Annotated in this window: 13 protein-coding genes and 1 pseudogene; 4 read left to right on the forward strand and 10 right to left on the reverse strand. The window is 72.1% G+C overall.

The window, feature by feature from the left end:
- Nucleotides 1-104: 104 nt before the first annotated feature.
- The 4 genes and pseudogenes from ACZ55U_RS30810 to ACZ55U_RS30825 form a co-directional block, all read right to left on the reverse strand.
- Nucleotides 105-1,964 (reverse strand): sulfatase-like hydrolase/transferase, encoded by a 1,860-nt coding sequence (locus tag ACZ55U_RS30810; RefSeq protein WP_465531317.1) that lies wholly within the window; start codon nt 1,962-1,964, stop codon nt 105-107.
- A 239-nt stretch (nt 1,965-2,203) separates the two neighbouring features.
- Nucleotides 2,204-4,657, reverse strand: a complete 2,454-nt coding sequence (locus ACZ55U_RS30815) for a beta-glucosidase (RefSeq protein ID WP_465531319.1) — start codon at nt 4,655-4,657, stop codon at nt 2,204-2,206.
- Nucleotides 4,658-4,706: 49 nt separating this feature from the next.
- Entirely contained in the window at nt 4,707-5,591 is an 885-nt protein-coding gene (locus tag ACZ55U_RS30820) for an MFS transporter (RefSeq protein ID WP_465531321.1), read from the reverse strand.
- A 76-nt stretch (nt 5,592-5,667) separates the two neighbouring features.
- Nucleotides 5,668-6,768, reverse strand: a pseudogene (locus ACZ55U_RS30825) (family 1 glycosylhydrolase); the annotation flags it as partial.
- Between the two features lie 90 nt (nt 6,769-6,858).
- Here ACZ55U_RS30825 and ACZ55U_RS30830 point away from each other — a divergent pair.
- On the forward strand, nt 6,859-7,995 hold the full coding sequence (locus ACZ55U_RS30830; protein ID WP_465531323.1) for a TetR/AcrR family transcriptional regulator: 1,137 nt from the start codon (nt 6,859-6,861) through the stop codon (nt 7,993-7,995).
- A gap of 497 nt (nt 7,996-8,492) precedes the next feature.
- Here the strand turns inward: ACZ55U_RS30830 and ACZ55U_RS30835 are convergent, their stop codons facing one another.
- Together ACZ55U_RS30835 and ACZ55U_RS30840 are read right to left on the reverse strand one after the other, a co-directional pair.
- Nucleotides 8,493-9,056, reverse strand: coding sequence for a hypothetical protein (locus ACZ55U_RS30835; RefSeq protein WP_465531325.1), 564 nt, complete (start codon nt 9,054-9,056; stop codon nt 8,493-8,495).
- A 173-nt stretch (nt 9,057-9,229) separates the two neighbouring features.
- Nucleotides 9,230-9,718: a TetR/AcrR family transcriptional regulator gene (locus ACZ55U_RS30840; protein ID WP_465531347.1), complete on the reverse strand. Its 489-nt coding sequence runs from the start codon at nt 9,716-9,718 to the stop codon at nt 9,230-9,232.
- Between the two features lie 570 nt (nt 9,719-10,288).
- On the opposite strand from ACZ55U_RS30840, the gene ACZ55U_RS30845 reads away from it, so the two are divergent.
- A complete protein-coding gene (locus ACZ55U_RS30845; RefSeq protein ID WP_465531327.1) occupies nt 10,289-10,855 on the forward strand; it encodes an SsgA family sporulation/cell division regulator in 567 nt (188 codons plus the stop codon).
- A 64-nt stretch (nt 10,856-10,919) separates the two neighbouring features.
- A complete protein-coding gene (locus tag ACZ55U_RS30850) occupies nt 10,920-11,402 on the forward strand; it encodes a Dps family protein (protein ID WP_465531329.1) in 483 nt (160 codons plus the stop codon).
- Between the two features lie 102 nt (nt 11,403-11,504).
- Here ACZ55U_RS30850 and ACZ55U_RS30855 read toward each other — a convergent pair whose 3' ends face one another.
- Nucleotides 11,505-12,032: an alpha/beta fold hydrolase gene (locus ACZ55U_RS30855; protein ID WP_465531331.1), complete on the reverse strand. Its 528-nt coding sequence runs from the start codon at nt 12,030-12,032 to the stop codon at nt 11,505-11,507.
- A gap of 103 nt (nt 12,033-12,135) precedes the next feature.
- Here ACZ55U_RS30855 and ACZ55U_RS30860 point away from each other — a divergent pair, with 103 nt between their 5' ends.
- Nucleotides 12,136-13,578 carry an aldehyde dehydrogenase gene (locus ACZ55U_RS30860; protein WP_465531333.1) on the forward strand — a complete coding sequence of 481 codons (1,443 nt, stop codon included), beginning with the start codon at nt 12,136-12,138 and terminating at the stop codon, nt 13,576-13,578.
- Between the two features lie 484 nt (nt 13,579-14,062).
- On the opposite strand, the gene ACZ55U_RS30865 is transcribed toward ACZ55U_RS30860, so the two are convergent.
- From ACZ55U_RS30865 to ACZ55U_RS30875, 3 genes are all read right to left on the reverse strand, one after another.
- The gene (locus ACZ55U_RS30865) at nt 14,063-14,899 is read right to left on the reverse strand and encodes an alpha/beta fold hydrolase (RefSeq protein WP_465531335.1); all 837 of its coding nucleotides are present in this window, start codon (nt 14,897-14,899) and stop codon (nt 14,063-14,065) included.
- A 325-nt stretch (nt 14,900-15,224) separates the two neighbouring features.
- Nucleotides 15,225-18,038 (reverse strand): aconitate hydratase, encoded by a 2,814-nt coding sequence (locus tag ACZ55U_RS30870; RefSeq protein WP_465531337.1) that lies wholly within the window; start codon nt 18,036-18,038, stop codon nt 15,225-15,227.
- Between the two features lie 689 nt (nt 18,039-18,727).
- The gene (locus ACZ55U_RS30875) at nt 18,728-22,663 is read right to left on the reverse strand and encodes a ricin-type beta-trefoil lectin domain protein (RefSeq protein ID WP_465531339.1); all 3,936 of its coding nucleotides are present in this window, start codon (nt 22,661-22,663) and stop codon (nt 18,728-18,730) included.
- Nucleotides 22,664-22,804 lie beyond the last annotated feature (141 nt).

Here is a 22,804-nt window from a genome sequence, read left to right on the forward strand (position 1 = left end):
TGTCTTGCTTTTTTTTTCTTCTTATCGCTCCCCCCCCCCCCCCCCCCCCCCCCCCCCCCCCCCCCCCCCCCCCCCCCCCCCCCCCCCCGGCCCGGAAGGGGTGATCAGTGCTTGAACGCGGCCAGGAGGAGTGCGGGATCGAGCACAGCGGCGTCGGGCGTGTACTCGTCGTCGAGCAGCAGTCGCAGGTAGCGCCCGGCGCTGCTGAGGTACTCGTTGCCCGAGGTCGCGGCCGCGTCGACGACCTCCCGGTAGGGGCGCACCCGGTCGTGGTCGAGGTAGGTGAGGGCGTTGACCGCTTCCAGGCGTGCCCAGGGGGTGCTCTCGGCCGCCGCCACGCGGGCGAGGGCCCGGTAGGCGGCTTCGTCGCCGGTCAGTCGGGCGAGGGCCTCCGCGGCGGGGATGACGACGGACGGCTCGGGGTCGGCGAGGGCGGTGCGGAGCCGGTCGGCCGCGTCGGCCACGCCGGGGGCGTCGGGGGTGAGCCGCAGGACGCCGATGGCGGCCCAGCGCCGCACGGTCGCGTCGTCGTCGCCGAGCGCGGTCAGCAGTTCCGGGAGCGCGGCGGGGTCGCGTTCCAGTCCCCGGTCGGCGAGGTCGAGGATCCGTTCCAGCGGGTAGGCGCCGGGGGCGCGGCTCGCGTCCCGGCCGAGCAGCGGCGAGTCCTCGGGCAGGAAGCCGTTGTCGTGGGCGGCGAGGATGTGGTCGCGCAGCGCCTGGCGCAGCCCGGCCTCGATCTCGGCGAGCTCGGGGCGTCCGGCGAGGTTCTCGACCTGGTCCGGGTCGGCGTCCACGTCGTAGAGCTCGACCGGGTCGGCGGGCAGCCACCAGCGTTCCTGCTCGGGGGTGAGCCGCCCGGCGAGGTGCTCGGCCTCCCAGGAGCGGTAGCCGGCCGCGTTCCAGGCGAAGGCCTGGTGCTGGATGACCGGGCGGTGCGGGGTGTAGGTGCGCAGGTAGCGGTAGCGGCGGCTGCGGACGGTGCGCACCAGGGCGAAGCGCTCGTCCATCCGGCCGCGTTCGCCGAACGCGAGTGGTGGCCTGGTCGGGGCGGTCAGTGGCCGTTCCCGCATCTGCGCGGGGACGGGGAGGCCGGCGAGGGTGAGCAGGGTCGGGGGGATGGACAGCGTCGAGACGGGGCCGGGGTGCCGGGTTCCGGCGGGGGCGAGCCGCCCGGCGAGCCGGGGTGGGGCGGAGACGAGCAGTGGTACGTGCAGGCCTTCGTCGTAGAGGTAGCGCTTGCTCCGGGGGGTGACGCCGCCGTGGTCGGAGGTGAGGAGCACGACGGTGTCCTCGGCGAGGCCGTCGTCGGCGAGCTGGCCGAGCAGGCCGGCGACGAAGGCGTCCAGCCGGGCGACGGCGGTGTGGTAGCGGGAGAAGTCCGACCGCACCTCGGGGGTGTCCGGCAGGTAGCGGGGGACGCGGATCGCTTCGAGCGGGACGGCGGGCGTCAGCGGCTCGTGGTTCGACACGAAAGGCGCGAGCGCGCGCATGATCGGGGAGTTCTCGTCGAAGACCGACGACTCGTGCGTCGGGTCGTAGTTGAACACGGCGAGGAACGGGGCTCCGGCGGGCCGGTCGCGCCAGTGCGCCGTGGGGGAGCACTCGTCCCAGATCGCGTCCGGGTCCACGTCCAGGTTGTAGTCGGTCTTCGCGTTGTTGGTGCAGTAGTAGCCGGCGTCGCGGAAGAGTTCGGGGTAGGTCGCCATCCAGTCCGGGCGGGCGGCGACGGCGCGCATCCGGTCGGCGGGCGAGTGGCTCTCCGGGGCCATGCCGGTGAGCAGGGCGAAGCGCGAGGGCGCGCACACCGGCGCCGGGGAGTAGGCGCGTTCGTAGAGCACTCCGCGCGACGCGAGGGTGTCGATGGCGGGCGTCGCGGCGTGCGCGTCGCCGTAGCAGCCGAACCAGGGCGGGCAGTCCTCCGAGACGATCCACAGGATGTTCGGCCGATCCGCGACGGTTGTCATGCTGGGCCTCCTCTATCTACCGGTTTCGCTGGGGGAATCCACGGGCGGGCCCCGATGGCCGGCGTTCGGCCCAGCCGATGCGGCGAACCGGGTGAGACCCAGATCGCGGCTGGGGCGCGCGTCGGCCGGGCGGCGGGCCGTGGGGTGCTGCGGGACCGGCCGTCAGGTTCCGGTCCCGCAGCGTTCCCCTTCCCGTCCCCAGGCGCGAGGGCGGGAGGGGGAGTCTGTGTCGCGTCGCGCTACTCGCCGGGGGCGGGGGTGACCGTCACGACGTGGCCCGGGTCGGTGGCGGAGGTGGCGATCCGCAGGGTGAACGGGCCGCTTTCGGTCGTCCAGGCGTGGGTGTCGGTGTCCCAGTGTTGGAAGGCGCGGGGGGCGATCTCGATGCGGGCGCGCACCTGCTCGCCCGTGTCCGCGCGGACGGTGGCGAAGCCGGCGAGCCAGGCGACCGGCCGTTCGACGGCCGAGTCGGGGCGGGACAGGTAGGCCTGGAGGACCTGCTTGCCGTGCCGGGCGCCCGTGTTGACGAGGTCCACCTCGACCAGGACGCGGTCGCCCGCCGTGCTGACGGCCGGTTCGCCGATCTGCCAGCCGGTGTAGCCGAGGCCGTACCCGAAGGGCAGCGCGGGCGCGGGCCCGCCGGCCTGCTCGCGCTTGAGCCAGGCCCGGTAGCCGATGTGCAGGCCCTCGGTGTAGGCGAGTCGGCCGTCTCGCGGCTCGACGTCCCACACGGGGACGTCCTCCTCGCGGGCGGGCCAGGTGGTAGGCAACCGGCCGCCGGGCTCGCGGGCGCCGGTGAGGACGTCGGCGAGGGCCGCGCCGAACTCCTGGCCGGGGAACCAGGACAGCAGGACGGCGGCGGGCTCGTCGAGCCACGGCATCACCACAGGGGCACCCGAGTTGACGACCACGACGGTCCGGGGGTTGACGGCCAGGACCTGGCGCACCAGATCGTCCTGGCCCTGCGGGAGGGCGAGGCCGGCCCGGTCGAAGCCCTCGGACTCGATGGCCTCCGTGGTGCCGACGACCACGACGGCGACGTCGCTCGCGGCGGCCAGCTCGACCGCCTGCCGGAGCTCCTCCGCGGGATCGCCGAAGACGTCCTTGTGGCCGAGCTGGAGCATGCCGAACGGAAAGCCGTCGATCAGCTCCGGGGTCCAGGTCAGGCGCAGCTCGACCGACGTGCCGTGCGTCAGTTCGCGCGGGAAGACGCGGGTGGGCGGGTTGAGGAACGCGTTGACCGGGTCTCCGACGGCAACGTGTCGTTCGGTACAGAGGATCTCGCCGTCGATCGCGAACTCGAAGCCGCCGATGCCGGCGAAGCCGAGGTCGTGCCGGCCGTCGCGGTCGGCGGTGAAGCGCGTGGTGATCTCGACGCGGGCGGCCTGGGCCAGGCGCGGGTCGCCTAGCCAGGCGAGGCGGCCGGAGGGGAAGTTCTCCTCGCTGAACGCCGCGCCGTCCTGGTCGAGGTAGCGCACGCGCACGCCTTCGTCGCCGGTGGCCGGGTCGGTGACGGCGGCCCGGGTGAAGGGGTGCAGCTCGTCGGTGGGGGGCAGGCCGGGCGCGTACCGGACGTTGTCCTCGCCGTAGGCCTGCCGCAGGCCTTCGAGCGGGGTGACCACGTGGCGCGGGAACACGCTGGCGGAGCCGCCGCCCTGGGCGCGGGCGCGCAGGGCGTGCCGGCCGACGACGGCGACGGTCAGGTCTTCCCGGGGTTCGACGGGGAGGAGGCCGTCGTTGCGGACCAGGACCATGCCGTCGGCGGCGGTCTCGCGCAGCAGGTCCGCGATCGCGGCGTCGTCCCAGCGTTCGACCGGGGTGGCCGGGTCGCCGCTGTCGAGGGCGCCGACGCGGGAGGCGAGCAGCAGCAGCCGGGCGACCTTGTCGTCGATCGCGCTCTCGGGGACGCGTCCGGCGCGCACGGCTTCGACGAGCGCCTCGCCCCAGGGGCCGTCCGGGCCGGGCATCACCAGGTCCTGACCGGAGAGGGCGGAGGGCTCGGTGTCGCGCACCGCCGTCCAGTCGGAGACGACGACGCCGTCGAAGCCCCACTCGTCCTTCAGCGGGGCGCGCAGCAGCGCACTCGCCGACATGGTGGTGCCGTTGACGGAGTTGTAGGCGGACATCACCAGCCAGGCGCCCTCGTCGACCATCCGCTCGAACGGGGCGAGGTACAGCTCGCGCAGGGTGCGTTCGTCGGCGCGGACGTCGACGGTGAAGCGGTCGGTCTCGGCGTCGTTGGCGACGTAGTGCTTGGCGGTGGTGGCGACGCCGTGGGCCTGCACGGCGCTGACGTAGGCGGCGCCGAACTCGCCGGTCAGGTAGGGGTCTTCGCTGAACGCCTCGAAGTGGCGTCCGCCGCGCGGCGAGCGGTGCAGGTTGACGGTGGGGCCGAGCACGACGTCGACGTTCTTGGAGCGGGCTTCGGCGGCGATCAGCGCGCCGAGGCGGCGGACCCGCTCCAGGTCCCAGGTGGCGCTGACGCAGCTGGCGGAGGGCAGGCTGGCGGAGGGGTCGCGGTCGTCCATGGCGGTGCCGCGCACGCCGGTCGGGCCGTCGGAGACCACGATGGAGCGCAGGCCGACGGCCGGCTCCTCCCGCAGCGACCAGACGGAGGCGCCGGTCAGCAGGCGGACCTTCTGTTCCAGGGTGAGGCGCTCGATCAGCGCGGTGAGGTGCGAGGGGGTGGCCATCGCAGCGTCCTTTCGGTAGGGGGGTTGGTTCGAAGGAGGTGTGTCCGGGTCAGCGCACGCCGCGGATCGGCAGGACGGCGAGCGCGCCGAGGACCCCGACGACGGCGACCACGGGATACAGGGCGCCGTATCCGCCGAAGGCGTGGACGACGCCCGCGGCCGCGACCGGCGCGACGGTGTGCGGCAGGGTCGCGGCGAGGTTGAGGACGCCGAGGTCCTTGCCGAAGTCGTCCGGGTGGGGCAGCACGGAGCTCATCAGCGCCTGATCCACCGCGACGAACGCGCCGAAGCCGGTCGCGACGACCAGGTTGGACACGGCGAGGCCGAGGACCGTCGGCAGGGCCGGCGGGACGACGGTGCCGAGGGCGATGACCAGGCCCGCGACCAGCACGACGGGCTTGCGCCGGCCGAGGCGGTCCGACAGGGGGCCGGCCACCGCCGTGGAGAGCAGGATGCCGGGCAGCGAGGCGAGTCCGAGCAGCGGGACGACCCGCTTCGCGTCGTCCATCGACAGGCCGACGTAGTCCTGGACCAGGTAGAGCTGGTAGGTGGTCAGCATCGCGTAGCCGCCGAACAGCAGCAGGCGTCCGGCGAAGCCCCAGAAGAAGTCGGGATACCGGATCGGGTTGACCCAGAACGCGCCGAGGAAGGAGCGCAGCGCGAACGGCCGGCGCGGTTCGCCTCGGTTGTCGCGGTCGGGGAGGAAGGCGGCGAACAGCACGGCGGTGAGCACCAGGATGCCGCTCAGGGCGGTGTAGCCGAGCGGGATGCTGTCGGCGAACAGCGATCCGAGGACGGGGCCGGCCATCCCGCCGACGAGGAGTCCGAGGCCCACGCCGGTGGAGTACCGGCCGTGCAGCCGCTCGGGGACCTGGTCGGGCAGCAGCGCGGAGAACGGCCCCTGGAAGGCGTTGAACCCGAACTGCACGAGCATCACGCAGTCCGTCAGCACGGGTGCGGGCGAAGGTCTCGCGGTCCACCGAGATCAGGCCGAAGATGGGCGCCCAGCGGCCCCACTCGTAGTTGTCGAGCGCCGACCAGTGCAGGTAGCCGCGCACGTCGATGCCGTCGGCGACGGCGGCCTCCAGGTGGCCGAGCGCCTCGGTGGTGTAGGCGATCCGCCGGGTGTCGTCGTCGGTGGCGATGCCGTTCTCGGTGACCAGCAGCGGGATGCCGCCGGCCTCGTCCCAGGCGCGGCGCAGCGCGGTGCCGAGGGCGTCGGGGCGGTACGCCCAGCCGGTCAGCGTGTTGTCGGGGTGGGCCGGGTGCGGCACCGGGCCGTCGGCGTCGACGGGCTGGCTGGTGTAGGCCTGCACGCCGACGAAGTCGTCGTCGCGGGCGGCGTCGAGGTAGAAGCCCTCCCAGGCGTGGTGGACGCGGGCGAAGACGTCCTCGTTGCCGGGGGTGGGGGTGAACGCCTGCTGGGCGACGGTCCAGCCCGCCTTGGCGTTCGTCGTCGCGCGCACCGTCTCGACGGCGCGGCGGTGCACCCGGGCCAGCGTCCCGCCGAGCGCCTGGTCGGGGCTGACCTGGGCCATCGCGGCGGCCATCGTGGCCTTCTGCTCCGGGTCGTCGGCGTCGAGCGTGCCCATCGTCTGGAGGAGGGCGTCCTGGACGCCGGCGAACACGGCGAGCATGTTCGGCTCGTTGATGGTGCAGACCCACTCGACGTCGCGCAGGGCCGGGGCGACGAACTCGATGTAGCGGGCGAAGCGGTCGGCGGCGTCGGGGCGCCGCCAGCCGCCGGACTCCGCGAACCACCGGGGCAGTGTGAAGTGCTGGAGCGTCACCACCGGCTTCAGGCCCAGTCGGTGGGCGGTGTCGACCATGCGCCGGTAGTGGTCGCGCTCGGCGAGCGAGAACTGCCCGTCCCCCGGTTCGATCCGGGCCCACTCGAAGCCGAAGCGGTAGGCGTTCAGTCCGGCCGCGGCGAGCAGGCCCATGTCCTCGGCGTAGCGGTGGTAGCTGTCGAGTGCGTCGCCGCTGCGGTCCGGGAGCGGGGAGCCGGGGGCGTTCTCCAGCGCCCACCAGTCCGCGTTGACGTTGTTGCCCTCGACCTGGTGGGGGGAGGTGGAGGCGCCCCAGAGGAAGTCCTCGCGCAAGCCGGCCATCTTGCTCCTTCGTCCGTGCTGATGGCCGAAAAGCTACCACGATGGTGGTAGCTTTTGGGAAGACCCGGAACAGCCGCGATACTGACGACCATGGCGATCAAGCGGGGCAGTTACCGAACCGGACGAGAGCGCGTCGAACGGATCCTCGACGCCTCCCACGAGCTGTTCATCAGCACCGGATACCGGGCCACCTCGCTGCGCGAGATCGCGGCCGCCTCCGGGATCTCCCACCCCGCACTGCTGCGCCACTTCTCCTCCAAGGAGGAGATCCTCACCGCGCTCGTCGACCGCCTCGACCGGCGGCACGGCGACTGGCTGCGGGCGGACCCGGAGCGCGGCGCCCTCCGCTCCGCGGCCGAGACCGCCCGCCGGAACGAGGCCGTGCCCGGCTGGATCCCCCTGTTCACCGCACTCCTCGGCGAGGCGACCAGCCCCGAGCACCCGGGCCACGAACTCATGCGCCGGCGCCGGGCCGTCGGCACCCGGATCGCCCTCCAGGCCCTCGGCCCCCTCGGCGGCGACCCGCGCGCGGTGAAACTGGCGATCCACCGCCTCGGCGCGGCCTGGGACGGCCTGCAGATCCTCTCCCTCTACTTCCCCGGCCGCATCGACATCCCCGCCCGGCTCGCCGAGTACGAACACGACCTGGAGACGAACGGCATCCCGCCTGCGCCCCCCGTCACGCCGCCGGCCACGGCCACGGTCGACGTGCCGTCAAGCTCCTCCCCGCGCGCCCGGGCGGTCGAAGCCGCCGCCCGCCTCTACGCGCACCACGGCTACTACGGAACGTCCATGCAGGCCGTCGCCGACCGGGCCGGACTCACCAAGGCCGCCCTCGTCCATGTCGCCCCCACCAAGCGCGCCCTCCTCGACCTGGTGGTCGCGGAGCTGACCGCCCCCGCCCCGGACGAGACCGACCCCGCCTCCCGCCTGCTCGCCCTGCGCAGCCGCCCCCGCTGGCAGGCCGCCGCCGAGATCGTCCTGATGTGCGAGGCCACCGTCCCGTCCCACCCCGCCCACCCCCTCATGGCCGCCCGGCTGGAACGCGGCATCACCACCACCGCCCGCCACCTCGAAGCCACCGGATCCTCGGCGGACGCCGCGGCCATCACCGCCCAGTGGCTCGTCGCCCTCGCGCTCGGCGCCCTGATCGCCCACCTCTACGACCCCGACGACACCGACCTCGAAGCCCTCATCGCCGGCGCCCTCCCTCCCGCCGCCCGCTGAACCACAGCGTCCTGCAATCCGGCGACCGGGCACTGCGCAGGCGGATCCAGGAGCTGGCCCTCCTGCGGCGCGGAGTTCTTCGCGGCGCGGCACCGCGATCCGCTGGAGACGCCGGCCCCGCCCCGGCACCGCGCAGGAGCGGTTCGCGGTGGACCGGACCCGGGAGCGGGAGGTGGCCCGCAACCCGGTGCTGGTCGACGGCCGGGTGATCGCCCGCACCGGCCTGGAGGAGCGGCCGGACCGCGTGGTGCGGTCGTGGGCGGCGGCCTCCTACCACCACCGGGCGCTGCGCGATCTTCCCTGGGCGAACTGGTGTCCGGCGGTGGTGCTCGTCACGGTGCTGCAGCCGGTTGCCGGCAGGTGCCCGGAGCCGGAGGAGCTGCCGAGGAGGCAGATGCCGTTCTCGTCCGGGTTGCACCACCCGTGGGTGGCGGCCCTGTCCGGCCCGGCCTCGCCCCGGGTGGGTTCACCTCATTCCGAGGTGCCGGCGAGACACGTCAGTCAGCCGGCGTCCTGCGACGACCCCGGTCCACGAGGGTGTACATCACCGACCGCTCTTCCTTGTGGCGTCGGACCCGGCCCTTCGCGACGAGCGATTCGAGGGTGTTCCGCACGACCTGCGGGGTGGGCTCACGGTCCGGATGCCGCACCATGAGCTCCTCCCGAAGGTCCTTCGCCAGGCGTGGCTCACTGTGGCCTGCGAGCAGGTCGAGCAGGAGGTCGCCCAGCAACGGCCGCTGTGACCTGCCCTTTGCCGCCGCCTTCGTCTTCGAGCCGGTCCGCGCGGAACGCGGTGACTTCGAGGCGGCCCCGGGCGTCCTGCGCAGGCGTTCCCGGGTGAGCGTCGGCTCGTCCTGGGCCTGCTCCGGGAGGGGAGAGAGCTCCGCATCACCCTGGTGGTGCTCGGCCAGCGCCATGATCTCGATCAGGAGCGCTTCCTCTTCGCGCAGCATCGCGAGCTTCTCGGTCAGTTCCCTCTGCCGACGGCGGTTCTCTTCCAGATCCGACGCGGCTTGCACGGCGTACCGCGATCGGAGCGTGGCGGCTGATTGGCTGGTCACGACCGGTCACTCCTCCGTGCTGGATGTTTGCCGCACATGTTACCTGTGCCGGGCAGAAGAAGAACGTCGGTGACTCGTCTGCCATGACAAGCCTGGCTGAGCCCGCCGGTCCCGATCATGTGAGAACGTGCACGGACAACCGCGTCAACACGCGTGTGCGACCTGGTACCCCGTCAGGATGATCCGACACCCCGCAGCAGGGTGTCGACGACCAGGTCGGCTGCCGGGCCGGCTGCGAGGTCCGGCACTCGGCGGGCCACCAGGTGCATGAGCTCCGGGAGCAGGGCGGCGACCCAGCCCGGGGGGAGCCCGGCGCGGAGCAGGCCCTCGTCTTCGGCGCGTTGCAGGAAGGCGTCGACTTCCGCGACGGAAGCGTCACGGCGCTTGCGGATCCCCGCGTCGGCGAGCATGTGGGTGAGGTCAACCGGCCAGCTGCGGTTGACCTCGATGATGTTCTCCACGTAGCGGTGCAGGGCCACGGTGACGGGGGCCTCGCGCAGGCGGGCGTCGGCGATGGCCTGCTCGACGGCATCCAGGCGGGCCGTGTAGATCGCGGCGAGGAGTTCCTCGCGCGACGGGAAGCGCCGGTAGATGGTCCGCCGGTCCACGCCCGCCTCGGCGGCGATGGCGGCGATGCTCGCGCCCGGGTCCGCGGCCAACATCCGCGCCCCCGTCGTCAGCACCGCTTCGATGTTCCGCGCCGCATCAGCTCTCACGCCGTGCAGTCTACCGGACCGTTGTGCGGATTGTGGCAGTAACCACCTCCTTGCTGTGGCAGTTGACATCATCAACCACCGCAAGCATGTGGTGGCAAGGCTGCACGGACGTGAGGCCGCCGGTTGCGGGCCACGGTGCGGCACAGAGTCAAAGCCGGTTACACATGTGTCTGGGCGTGCCCAGTTGAACATGTGCGCCTTTGAGGGCTCCTCCACATATGCTCATCGCGAGACACATGTTTGCCGATCCCCCGATGCCTCCGTCGCCCGGGCGCGGCATTGGAGACCTTGCGCGGCCCGGACTGCCCCCTCGACAGTCGGCGCTGACCGGGTGCAGGACAGGGAGGAGGTCCTCCGGCTTCGTGTCCACCTCGCCGCTCATCGATCCGTTTCAGGGGCCCGCACGCGTGGGTCATGACTTGTCCCGGCTCACAGTCGAGTGACCTATGCCCAGCCCGGAGTCCCTGAGGCACAGTCATGGCAGACCAATTTTGCTTTGTGGAAGGGGCAGCTGCCATGAACGGCGAACAGGCCGATGCCAGGGGACGCCGGACGATGCCCGAGGACGGGCCCGTGCTGACACTGGCCCTCAAGCGGGTGCTGGACGGCCGCGCATGGCAACCCCTTCTGGCGGAGTTCCGATTCGCTCCGGACACCCCCGCGATCGTGACCGTCACCCTCCAGCCGATCGGCGGGCCGGGTGTTACCTGGCGGATCAGCCGGGAACTGCTGTACCACGGCCTCTTCGAGAAGACCGGAGGGGGCTTCGTGCAGGCTTGGCCGGGGCCGGGGCCGGGGCCGGGGCCGGGCCGGGCAGCCGGGACCGCCCTGTTGCAGCTGGAGTCGGCGGAATCCAGCGCCCTCCTGGAGCTGCCCACGCCGAGGCTGGCGGAGTGGTTGGAACGCACCTACGAGATCGTGCCCGCCGAGGCGGAGGCCGACGGCCTGGACTGGGACGGATTCATCTCCGAGCTGTTGGGCGGGCCAAGGCCGGCAACTGCCGCGCGCGCCAGCACGGCGCGACCCACGCATGGGCCGACTGACCGTTGTCACCCTCCCACTGACGCAGAGTCAAACGACTGATCCCACCACCGGGGTGCACTGCCGAGAATCGAGGGGGTTCACACACATCCGGAAAGGGAGACACATGTCTGCACGGTCCATCATCAGCAGCCCGCTGTCCGACAGCGCACGGACGATCGCCGGGAACGCCCTCCAGGCGACCCTGGTCGACCTGATCGACCTCTCCTTGGCGGCCAAGCAGGCGCACTGGAACCTCTACGGTCCGCGCTTCCGTTCCGTGCACCTGCAGCTCGACGAAGTGGTGACCACGGCGCGGGACCACGCCGACATCGTCGCCGAGCGCGCCGCGGCGCTGGGCGTCTCACCGGACGGCCGGGCGGCGACCGTGGCCGGTGCCGGCAACCTTCCGGCCGTCCCGCAGGGATGGATGGAGGACACGGCCGTGGTGAAGGTGCTGGTGGAGATCTTCGCCGCCGTGATCCACCGAGTGCGCGAGCGCATCGACGCGACCGGCGAGGCGGATGCCGTCACCCAGGACCTGCTGATCGGGCTGGCCGCCGAACTCGAGAAGCAGAGCTGGATGTTCCAGGCCGAGAACCTGGCCTGACCTCTCCGGCGCCCGTCGACGGACTGACCATCCGAGCGCCGCACTCCGCCTCCGGCCCTTCCCGCAGTGGTGGAAGGACCGGAGGCGGCGAGCGCGCCTGCGCTACGCGGAGGGCGAGCGGACGAAGGCGCGCACCGCGTCCGAGAACGCGGCCGGTTGCTCCAGGTGGCCGAAGTGCCCGCTGTCGTCCAGCACCACCAGGCGGGACTGCGGGACGAGGGCGTGGAGGTCCCGCGCCCACCGCGGTCCGCAGATCACGTCGTACTGGCCGACCAGGACCAGGGTGGGGACCGTGAGCGAGGTGAGGCCGGCCCGGTCGTCCACGACGTCGGGCTTCCCGCTCTCGTCCAGCGGCGAGATGTAGGTGCAGGTCACCTGGGCGCGCAGGTCGCGGAACTCGCTCTCCCGGTCCCAGTAGTGAGCGAAGTAGACCGGCATCAGGGCGCGCAGCGCCGCGGTCGTCCCCTCGTCGTCGGTGACAGTGCCGACGGTCCGGAGTCCGGCCAGCGCCGCGGGGAGCTCCGCGCGGCCCTCGTTGCGGGCCGCGAACTCCTGGACCCTTGCTGCCGCTTCGGCCATGTGCTCCGGCCCCGTCACCGGCGCGCTCTCGTACAGGGCCACTCTCCTCATCCATGGAGTGCCAGTTGCACCTTTGTTGGCGACACTCCTGTGAAGGATCAACTTGTAAGTGCTACATTTAAGTGACAGATATCGAAGGCTGAAGGAGTGGGACATGATCACTTACGACCGGCTCTTCATCGGTGGCACCTGGACCGAGCCGAGCGACAGCGAACTGCTCGCCATCGCCTCCCCGCACGACGGGATGGTGATCGGCAAGGCGGCGCAGGGTCGGCCGGCGGACGTGGACCGTGCGGTGGCCGCGGCCCGCGCCTCGTTCGAGGAGGGCACCTGGCGCGAGACCCCGCCGCTGGAGCGGGTGGCGGTGCTCCGGCGCTTCAACGCGCTGCGCGAGGCGAACGCGGAGCGGATCGCCGAGCTGATCGCGGCCGAGAACGGCTCGGCGGGATGGTTCACCCGGGCCGGCCAGCAGGGCCTGACCCGCCAGGCCAACGCCTACCTGAAGGCCGCGGAGGAGTTCGGATGGGAGCGGACGCTGGTCCCCTCCGACCCGGCCTCGCCGGTGCGCAGCGTGGTGCGCCGCGAAGCGGTCGGCGTGGTGGCCGCGGTGATCCCGTGGAACTCGCCCTTCTCCTCCGCCACAGCGAAGATCATTCCGGCGCTGCTCGCCGGCAACTCGGTGGTGCTCAAGGTCTCGCCGGAGAACTCGCTGAGCATGGGCTTCCTCGCCGAGTTGCTGGAGCAGGTGGGGCTGCCCGAGGGGGTGATCAGCGTCCTGCCCGCCGACCGCGAGACGAGCGAGTACCTGATCTCCCACCCCGAGGTCGACAAGATCGCCTTCACCGGCTCCACCCGGGCCGGCCGGCGAATCGCCTCGATCGCCGGGGAGCAGCTGAAGCGGGTCAGCCTCGAACTGGGCGGCAAGTCCGCCGCCGTCATCCTGCCCGGCGCCGACATCCACAGGGCAGTTCAGGGCCTGAAGTTCTCCTCCCTGCTCAACAACGGCGAGTCCTGCATCGCCCAGACCCGCATCCTGGCCCCGCGCAGCCACTACGAGGAGGTCGTCGCTGCGCTCAAGGAACTCATCGAATCCCTCAAGGTCGGAGACCCCAGCGACCCGGACACGTTCATCGGGCCGATGATCCGCCCCGACCAGCAGGAACGCGTCCGCCACTACATCGCGCTCGGCATCGAGGAGGGCGCCCGCCTGGTCACCGGCGGTCCCCAGGTCCCCGAAGGGCTGGAGAGCGGCAACTACGTCACCCCGACCCTCTTCGCCGACGTCGACAACTCCATGACCATCGCTCAGGAGGAGATCTTCGGCCCGGTCCTGGTCGTCATCGCCTATGAGGACGAGGACGACGCCGTGCGCATCGCGAACGACTCCGAGTACGGTCTGTCGGGCGGCGTCTGGGCTGCCAGCGAGGAGCACGCGCTCAAGATCGCCCGCCGCATCCGCACCGGCACGGTGACGGTCAACGGCGCCTCTGTCGGCTTCGACGGCCCCTTCGGCGGCTTCAAGGCCAGCGGCATCGGCCGCGAATACGGCGCGGTCGGCCTCGGCAGCTACACGGAGTACAAGACCATCACCCTCTGACCGGACGCCGACGACTTCGTGCGTGCGGCGTTCGCCCGTGCCACCGGCGGCGCCTTCCTCTGGATCACCCGGCTCCGGCAGCCGACGCCGCGCGCGGCCTGCTCCGAAGCAGGCCGCGCCCCGGGCGAGCCCCTCGCACCGGCCCGGGCCCCCTCGGGGCGCCACCGAGTCCTGGCTGGACTGACCGGCCGACGGCGACGGAGGAGGGGCACGGCGCGCGGGCTGTCAGCGCGGACGGCAGCCGCGCCGTGTCACACCCCCATCCCACACCCCCGTCCCGCTCCGGTCAGCGGCCCGCCGCACAGAGGGGTCGGGGCCCACGACGTGAACTGACCCGGAGTTCCGTGAAAGCCGGCGCCCGGCCGACCGCTGAACCGCGGAAGGCCGGGGATCACAGCCGCGCCCCCAGCCGGTGCATGGATGAGCTCGACCTCGCACGGCCGACGCGGGCGCCGCCGCGAAGGGCCGGCGCCCCTCGGCGGCGCTACTTCGCCAGGAAGGCGAGCAGGGCCTGGTTCACCTCGTGGGCGTGGGTCCACAACAGCCCGTGCGGGCCTCCTTCGACCTCCACGTACTCCGCGGTCGGCAGCGCCTTGTGGAACAGCCGGGCGGTGGCCTCGACAGGCAGGATCCGGTCGGCCGTCCCGTGCAGGATGAGCGCCGGAACGTCGACCTTGGCGATGTCGGCACGGAAGTCGGTGCCCCAGGTCAGCGGGGCGGCTGCCGCGGCGTGCGCGCCGCCGCTCGCGGCGATGTTCCAGCTGTTGCGCAAGGCCTCCTGCGAGATCCGGCTGCCGAGGTTCTCGTCCAGGTTGTAGAAGTCCCTGAAGAACGTCGTGTAGTAGGCGTAGCGGTCGGCTGACACGGCGTCGCTGACCTGCTGGAAGAACTCGGCGGGAGCCGCGCCGCCGGGGTTCTCCGGACCCCGCAGGAGCCACGGCTCCAAGGACGCCAGGAAGGCGACCTTCGCGATCCGGCCGGTGCCGTAGGTACTCGCGTAGCGGGCGACCTCGCCGGTGCCCATGGAGAAGCCGACGAGGATCGCGTCGTCGAGGTCCAGTGCCGTCAGCACCCGGTCCAGGTCGGCGGCGAAGGTGTCGTAGTCGTAGCCGGTGCCCGGCCGGTCCGAGCGACCGAAGCCGCGGCGGTCGTACGTGATCACCCGGTAGCCGGCGCCGAGCAGTGCTGCGGACTGCTTCTCCCACGAGTCGCCGCTGAGCGGGAAGCCGTGGATGAGCACGACCGGCTGCCCGGCCCCGTGGTCCTCGTAGTACAGGTTGATGTCGGCGGAGTTCTCCTGCCCGACGGTGATGAACGGCATGCTGGGCCTTCCTTCGATGAACGAGTCGTCGGTTGTCGGCCGGAGCTGCCGACGTCCTTCACTCTCCGCCCAGCGGGTGCGCCTTGGGATCAGTCACATGACGGTCAACCCGGCCCGCACATGTTTTGGGTCATCCTTCCGTCACACCGATATCCGCACACGTGTGAGACCGGGCCGGCGGCTCGCGATCACCGTTGAGCCGGTGGCAGGGCCCAGCGGCCCAGCTGGTCCGCGGTGTCTCGATGGTGCGGCGTCGCACGGTGTCCATCGGTACCCATGGCTGCCCGGAGCGTGGGCGGCCGGCGAGGCGGCGCGGGGCAGGGGGTCAGCCGTTCAGGAGGGAGCGCAGGGCGTGGGGGAGGATCCCGCCGTGGCGGTAGTACTCGGTCTCGGTGGGAGTGTCGAGGCGGACACGGGCGGTGAAACGGGTGGTGCCCTGCGGGCCGCGGGCCTCGATCTCGACGGTGTCGCGGAGGTCGGCGATTCCGTGGACGGAGTAGGTCTCCTCGCCGGTGAGTCCCAGCGACCGGGGGCCGTCGCCGGGCTGGAACTGCAGGGGCAGCACGCCCATGCCGACCAGGTTCGAGCGGTGGATGCGTTCGAAGGACTGGGCCAGTACGGCCTTCACGCCGAGCAGTGCGGTGCCCTTGGCGGCCCAGTCCCGGGAGGATCCCGAGCCGTACTCCTTGCCGGCGATGACCAGGAGGGGGACCGCCTCCTCGGCGTAGCGCCCGGCGGCGGCGTGGATGGTGGTCTGCTCGCCGTCGGGCAGGTGCCGGGTGAAGCCGCCTTCGGTGCCGGGGGCCAGCAGGTTGCGCAGGCGGACGTTGGCGAAGGTGCCGCGGATCATCACTTCGTGGTTGCCGCGCCGGGAGCCGTAGGAGTTGAAGTCCCGTGGCGCGACCCCGTGGGACCGCAGGTAGGCGCCGGCGGGCGAGTCGGGCCGGATCGCGCCGGCGGGAGAGATGTGGTCGGTGGTGACCGAGTCGCCCAGCAGGGCGAGGACGCGGGCGCCGGCCAGGTCGCGCGGGGGCGGCGGCTGGTCGGGCAGGTGCTGGAAGTAGGGCGGGCAGCGGACGTACGTCGAGTCGGGGTCCCACGTGAACAGGTCGCTGTCGGGGGAGGGCAGGGCCTGCCAGCGTTCGTCGCCGGCGAAGAGGTCGGCGTAGCCGGCCGTGAACATCTCGGGCTTCAGCGTGGCGGTGATCACCTGCTGGACCTCCTCGGGCGCGGGCCAGATGTCGCGCAGGTGCACGGGCCGGCCGTCGTTCCCGGTGCCGAGCGGGTCCCGGGTGAGGTCGACGGCCATGGAGCCGGCGAGGGCGTAGGCGACGACGAGGGGCGGCGAGGCGAGGTAGTTGAGCCTGGTCTCGGGGTGGATACGGCCTTCGAAGTTCCGGTTGCCGGACAGTACCGAGGCGACGGTGAGGCCCTCGGCCTCCACGGTCCGCGCGACCTCGTCGATGAGCGGGCCCGAGTTGCCGATGCAGGTGGTGCAGCCGTAGCCGACCAGGTCGAAGCCGAGCGCTTCGAGGGAGGGGAGGAGCCCGGCGCGCCCGAGGTAGTCCATGACGATCCGTGAGCCCGGAGCGAGGCTGGTCTTGACCCAGGGTTTGGTGCGCAGGCCGCGTTCGACGGCTTTGCGGGCCAGCAGGGCGGCGGCCACCATCACCTGGGGGTTGGAGGTGTTGGTGCAGGAGGTGATGGCGGCGATGACCACCGCGCCGTGTCCGAGCCGCTCGGGGGCGCCGTCCGTCCCCGGGGTGGCGTCCGTCCCCGGGGCGCCGTCCGGCTGGCCGCGCCCGCCGGACGGGGGAGCGGGTGGCGGTCCGGCCGGTCGGTCGGCGGGGTGGTCGCCGGTGACCGACAGGGGGTCGGAGGCCGGGAAGGACTCCTCGTCGCCCTCGTCCACGCCGGCCGGTGGGTCCGTGCGGGCGCCGGGGGCGTTTCCCGTGCCGAGGGCATGGCGCAGGGCGGCGGGTGCGTCGGACAGGGCGATGCGGTCCTGGGGCCGCTTCGGTCCGGCGATCGAGGGCACGACGGCCGACAGGTCGATGTCCAGGGTGTCGCTGTAATCGGCGGTGCGTGCGGGGTCGTGCCAGAGGCCCTGCTCCTTGGCGTAGGCCTCCACCAGCGCGACGTGCCCCTCGTCCCGGCCGGTGAGCCGGAGGTAGGACAGCGTCTCGGCGTCGATCGGGAAGATCGCGCAGGTGGCGCCGTACTCCGGGCTCATGTTGCCGATGGTGGCCCGGTTGGCCACCGGTACCGAGGCCACGCCCGGGCCGTGGAACTCGACGAAGGAGCCCACTACCCCGTGGGCCCGGAGCCGTTCGGTGATCGTGAGCACCAGGTCGGTGGCGGTGCTGCCGGCCGGCAGGGCCCCGCTGAGCCGCACGCCCACGACCTTCGGCAGCAGCATGCTCACCGGGCGGCCGAGCATGGCCGCCTCGGCCTCGATCCCGCCGACGCCCCAGCCGAGCACGCCGAGCCCGTTGACCATCGGCGTGTGGGAGTCGGTGCCGACCAGGGTGTCGGGGAAGGCCAGCCCGTCCTCGTCGAACACCACGCGGGCCAGGTGTTCGAGGTTGACCTGGTGGCAGATCCCGGTGCCCGGCGGGACGACACGCAGGTTCCGCAGGGCGCCCTGCCCCCAGCGCAGGAACGCGTAGCGCTCCCGGTTGCGCTCGTACTCCAGGTCGACGTTGCGGTCGAACGCGTCGGGGTAGCCGAAGCGGTCGGCGATGACCGAGTGGTCGATCACGAGTTCCACGGGGCGGCGGGTGTCGATCAGCGCGGGATCACCGCCGCGTTCGGTCAGGGCCTGCCTCATGGCGACCAGGTCGACCAGGCAGGGCACGCCGGTGAAGTCCTGCATCAGCACCCGCGCGGGCGTGAACTGGATCTCGGTCGACGGTTCGGCGTGCGGATCCCAGTGGGCGACGGCGGTGATCTGGTCGCGGGTGACGCTCCGCCCGTCTTCGTGGCGCAGCAGGTTCTCCAGCAGGATCTTGAGGCTGTACGGCAGTCTTTCGGAGCCGGTGACGGCGGCGAGCCGGTAGAGCGAGCGGGACGAGCCCGGGGCCGCGAAGGTCCCCCGGGCGGCGAAGCTGTCCGATGGCGTGGCAGGCGTGGCAGGCATGGTGCGGCGACCTCCCGGGGTCACGGCGGTCCGCGCGGGCCGCGGTCCGCACGCGGCGGCTACCCGGGGCCGGGCGGGTCAACCCGCCAACCGGCGGCGGAGCGGCCGCCGTTTCGCCGGGTGCCCCGAGCCGGCCCGGGGCACCGAGCCGGCCCGGTGCCCCGGACGGTGTCGGTGCCCCGGGCGGTGTCGATGCTCGCGGCGGTGCCGGTGCTCGGGGCGCGGCTGGTCGGAGGGAGCCGCCCGGATTGGCGGGTTGGCCCGGGCCGGGGGGCGTTGCCCGGGTCGGGTGAGGAATTCGCGAGCCCGCGGGGAACGGGTGAGTCCGGGCTTCTTGACGGCCGGTTTCTGGCTGGCGTTCGGCCCGCACCGGACTCGTTCCTCCCGGCAGTTCAGATCCCCTGTTCGAGGGCGGTCCGCGGGAATCGCCGGATCCTGGCTCGGAGTGACGCTGCCTTGGGGACATCAACGCCACTCGGACCCTTCGTCAGGCCCCTGGTCTGGGGATCGGCTGGGGACCTCACGACACGCGTGCTGGCACGCGAGGTGCGCGAAACGCACAGTCGTCCCCCTCCCCGTCTCCCAGAGCCCGCCCGCCCCGCGGCCAAAGGGCCGCCCCGGGCCCCGCTGTAGCGGGACCCGGGGCAGCCCGGGGGAGCCACGGTCACCGGCGGCCTCTCAGGAACCGGTCAGCCGGTGGTCCAGCGCTGGTTGGCGTAGGTGTGGCACGTCCACATCCAGAGCGCGACCATGTTCGCGGAGCCCGCCGTCGGATCGTCGACGCAGCGGTTGGAGGCCGGGTTGTACAGCGTGCCGTCGCCCCGGAGCTCCCACTTCTGGTCGGCGCCGCCCGTGCAACTGCGGACCTTCACCGGACTGCCGTCGGTGGTGCCACCGGCGGTCACGCACTTCTCGTAGACCCGGACGGTGTGGTCGGTGCGCAGGTCGAAGCGCTGGTTGAGGCCGTTCCAGCAGTCGTACAGCTGGATCTGCGAGTCCTCCTCCGGGCCGTTGGCGTCCATGCACTTGCTGTTGTTGGCGCCGGAGTGGAGGTTGACCGGCCGGTTGGCGGTGGTGATCCACTTCTGGTTGTCGTAGCTGTGGCAGTCCCACAGCCAGAGCTGCAGACCGTCGGTGCCGCCGGCCCCGGGGTCGTCGAGGCAGCGGTTGGACGCCGGATTGTACAGCGTCTTGTCCGGGCGCAGGGTCCAGCGCTGAGCGGTGTTGCCACCGGTGCAGGTGTGCAGGTTGACGGAGCTGCCGTTGCCGGTGCCCTCGGCGGTCACGCACTTGTCGAGGGTGCGCAGGGTGCCGTCGCTGCGGAAGGTGAAGTGCTGGTTGTCGCCGTTCCAGCAGTTGTACAGCTGGAGCCGGCTGCCGTCGGCGGCGCCGTTGGCGTCCATGCACTTGTTGCCGTTGGCCCCGGAGTGGAGGCTGACGGTGCCGCCGGGGTAGCCGATCGCGGCCGCGGAGAGGAAGCCGGTCACCGGGGTGCTGGCCGTGCCGGTGGCGGTGACGCCGCTCCAGACGTTGAGGACGCCGCTGGTGTCGCGGGACCACAGGTCGGGGATGCCGTCGCCGCTGATGTCGCCCGAGGAGGTCAGCCTCGGGAAGTCCGCCGCCGAGGCGTGGCCGATCAGGGTGCGGGTGCTCTCGTCGACGAGCGCGGTGATGTCGGGCTTGCCGTCGGGGAGCGTGCGGCTCGCGTACTGGTAGACGTTGCCGGTGCTGTTCTCCCGCACCCAGAGGTCGATCAGGCCGTCGCCGGTGGCGTCGCCGGGGGCGATCAGCGTGCGGTTGGACCAGTCGGCAGTGCTCAGCGGCGTGGCGGAGGCGTAGATGCCGGTACCGGTGTAGCCGCGGAAGAGCCAGAGACCGACGTTGCCGTTGGCGTCGACCTCCTGGGTCAGGATGTCGTAGCGGCGCTTGTCGGCGGTCGGGTCGGGGACGCCGACGGTGTCGATGTCACCGATCGCCACCAGGCCCTTGACGTTGCTCCAGTCGGTCTTGTTGTAGCCGGTGCAACTGGCGCCGGGCACACCGGCGGTGGTGCAGGAGAGCGGACGCCGCGCGAGGATGGCGTTCTGACTGGTGAAGTAGAGGTTGCCCGAGGCCTCCAGGCCGCCCGCCCAGAGCGAGTTGCGGTAGGCGTACAGGTTGGAGTCGGAGTAGACGATGAGGTCGTCGATCCGGATGCCGTTGCCACCGCGGTGGGAGACCAGCACCTTGTCCCAGCCCACCCCGTTGGGGCTGTTGGCCTTGTTGGAGGCCATCGGGCCACCGAAGCTCGGCTCGATGCCGGCCGGGTACAGCATCAGGTTGCCGTTGGTGTCCGGGAGGACGAGGTCGACCACGGCGTCGGCGGTGATGTCGCCCAGGACGGTCTTGGCGTTCGGGTCGGAGGGGGCGTAGAAGGCGTAGGTGTTCTCCTGGGAGCGGTTGCCGGCCCGGTCGACCGCCTGGACCCGCAGGATGTTGGTGCCCCACATGGTGGGCGTCAGGCTGATGGTCGCGGAGCCGTCGCCGGAGGCGTCGACCCGGTTGGCACCGCCCACCGGAATGGTCGAGTTGAAGGCGTACTCGTAGTAGAGGACCCCGCTGGCGTTGTCGTTGGCCTTGAGGGTGAACGCGCCGGACTCGCCGATGTGCTTGGACGAGCCGGGCAGGGTGCCGGACGGAGGGTAGTCCGCGGAGGTGACGGTCGGCACGTCCGGCGGGGTGAGGTCCATGCTGAACATGCAGCCGTAGGCCCAGTCGGAGTTGAGACCGCCGTCACCGGTCTGCACGCGCCAGTAGTAGGTGTGGCCGTCCTGGAGGTTGCCCGGCGTGGCGTAGGCCGCGTGGTTGCCGTTGCCGAGGTTGCCCCAGCCGCTGTCCCAGGCCAGGGGCTCGCCGGCGACGCTGCCGTCGCGCACCTCGAAGTGGGCGTCGATCTGGTTGCCGTCCGGGTCGCCGATCCAGGCCTCCAGGCGGACGCCGGTGGCGGCGTTGGTGGCGCCGATCCAGCCGCAGCCGTTGCCGTTGGGGTTCTGCGGTGCCGGGGTCATCCCCAGGCCCCACGGCACGTACGGCGCGCGGTTGTACTCGACGTAGATGGACGGCAGCTTGCTCGGGGTGCGGGTGAACCGCTTGAAGCCGATGTTGCCGGGCTGCTTGGACTCGTTCTCCGCGAACAGGGCGAAGGTCAGCGAGCCGCGCCAGTTGTTGTCGGCCAGGTGCTGGCGGATGTCCCACTCGCCGGTCGTGGTGGTGCCGGGGCAGTCGGCGCCACCGGCGCTGTTGAGGTTGCTGGTGGCCAGCGGGCCCCAGTCCCAGGGCTGTTTGTCCCAGGAGGTGGTGCCGTCGATGGGGTGCGTGGCGTGCAGGGTGACGCCGAACGTGGCGGCGCAGTTGTTGGCCGCGCCGTACGACTGGGTGGCGGACAGGCTGGCCTTGCCGATGACCCTGCCGCCGAGGTCGCTGGTGTCGACCTGGAAGTAGTACCTCTCCAGGCCCTTCCTCTCCCGCCACTGCTGGTAGCCGACGCCTGGGTCGTACGGGACGTTGTAGTCGTCGTAGTAGGTCTTGTCCGAGTACGCCTCCTGGACCCACGTCCAGTGCTGGGTTCCCCGGTTGGTGGGGGTCCAGGTCGGGTCGATGTAGACCGGGTAGGTGGTCGTCGGCGCGTCGAGGAAACCGGCGTCCGGGGTGACGGTCAGCGACTCCCGGTCCGGGGTGGCCGTCATCTTCGAGACCTTGGCGCCGAGGCCCGGGCCGTCGGCGTCGGAGAGCGGCTTCGGACCGCCCGGGTCCGCGGGGGCGGCGTCGGCCGCCGGCGCGGCGAAGGCCGAGCGGGCGCCGGACTTCGCCGGGGCAGGGGCGGTGGGAGCCGCCGGGGCCGCGGTGCTGGAGTCCCACATGGTGGGGGCGGGGGCGTGGAAGACCACTCGGCCCTCGGCGTCGGTGGCGTTGAGGTTGCCGCCGGCGTCCGCTCCCACCGAGACGCCTTCGGTCTTCATGCCGAGGGTGAGGGCCTTGACCTTCGGGTCCTGGGCGGCCTGCGGCGTCTTGACCACCAGGACCTGCGTGAAGCCGCCCGCCTGGTTCGCGCTGACCTTCAGGTCGACTCCGGGGGCGACCTCCGGGTAGGTCGCGCTCTCGCCCTCCAGAACGGGCGTCGGGAGCTTCTGCGGCCAGCTGAAGGTGAGCTTGCGGCCGTCCTGGTCGAGCGCGGCGAGCGGGCCGGAACCGCCGCCGGAGAAGGTCAGCCGGCTGCTGGTCACCTTCGGGCGGACGGTGCCGTCGGCGGCCCGGGTGAGCGTCGGGTCCAGCTCCTTCCAGACCCCGTCCTGCTTGGCGCGGGCCGGGGCGACGCTGCGCCGCAGGCCGAGCGTGCCGTTCGGGTTGGCGACCACCGTGTCGGTCTCGGTGGTCAGCGACGGCACCTCGACCGGCTTGCCGGTGCGCCGGGCCTCGTCCATCGCGACGGCTTCGTCAGTGGGGCGCGTGTCACCGCCCGCGAGGTCGGCGGTGGCCGGGGCGGCCGGAGCGGTGGCGGCCGGGGCGGGCCCGTCCGCCGCGAGGGCGGGTGCGGTGGAACCGAGCGCTCCGACGGTCAGTACGAGGCCGATCGACGCGGCGAGCACCGGTCTGCGTCGACGACTGCGGTGTGGGGATATCGACCCCATAAGAGAAAACCCCTCGTCAGGTGTTGATTGCCGTGCGATATCGGCGAACGGGAACCTAACACCCGCAATCGACGTCGTCTCTGACGTAGTGTCCCCTTC

The organism is Kitasatospora sp. NPDC034533, assembly GCF_055575155.1.

What these genes read in the sequence shown, in the direction of transcription:
- ACZ55U_RS30810 (WP_465531317.1), bottom strand. Translation starts at nt 1,964, where the DNA reads ATGACAACCGTCGCGGATCGGCCGAACATCCTGTGGATCGTCTCGGAG.
- ACZ55U_RS30815 (WP_465531319.1), bottom strand. Translation starts at nt 4,657, where the DNA reads ATGGCCACCCCCTCGCACCTCACCGCGCTGATCGAGCGCCTCACCCTG.
- ACZ55U_RS30820 (WP_465531321.1), bottom strand. Translation starts at nt 5,591, where the DNA reads ATGCTCGTGCAGTTCGGGTTCAACGCCTTCCAGGGGCCGTTCTCCGCG.
- ACZ55U_RS30830 (WP_465531323.1), top strand. Translation starts at nt 6,859, where the DNA reads ATGGCGATCAAGCGGGGCAGTTACCGAACCGGACGAGAGCGCGTCGAA.
- ACZ55U_RS30840 (WP_465531347.1), bottom strand. Translation starts at nt 9,718, where the DNA reads ATGTTGGCCGCGGACCCGGGCGCGAGCATCGCCGCCATCGCCGCCGAG.
- ACZ55U_RS30845 (WP_465531327.1), top strand. Translation starts at nt 10,289, where the DNA reads ATGAACGGCGAACAGGCCGATGCCAGGGGACGCCGGACGATGCCCGAG.
- ACZ55U_RS30850 (WP_465531329.1), top strand. Translation starts at nt 10,920, where the DNA reads ATGTCTGCACGGTCCATCATCAGCAGCCCGCTGTCCGACAGCGCACGG.
- ACZ55U_RS30855 (WP_465531331.1), bottom strand. Translation starts at nt 12,032, where the DNA reads ATGAGGAGAGTGGCCCTGTACGAGAGCGCGCCGGTGACGGGGCCGGAG.
- ACZ55U_RS30860 (WP_465531333.1), top strand. Translation starts at nt 12,136, where the DNA reads ATGATCACTTACGACCGGCTCTTCATCGGTGGCACCTGGACCGAGCCG.
- ACZ55U_RS30865 (WP_465531335.1), bottom strand. Translation starts at nt 14,899, where the DNA reads ATGCCGTTCATCACCGTCGGGCAGGAGAACTCCGCCGACATCAACCTG.
- ACZ55U_RS30870 (WP_465531337.1), bottom strand. Translation starts at nt 18,038, where the DNA reads ATGCCTGCCACGCCTGCCACGCCATCGGACAGCTTCGCCGCCCGGGGG.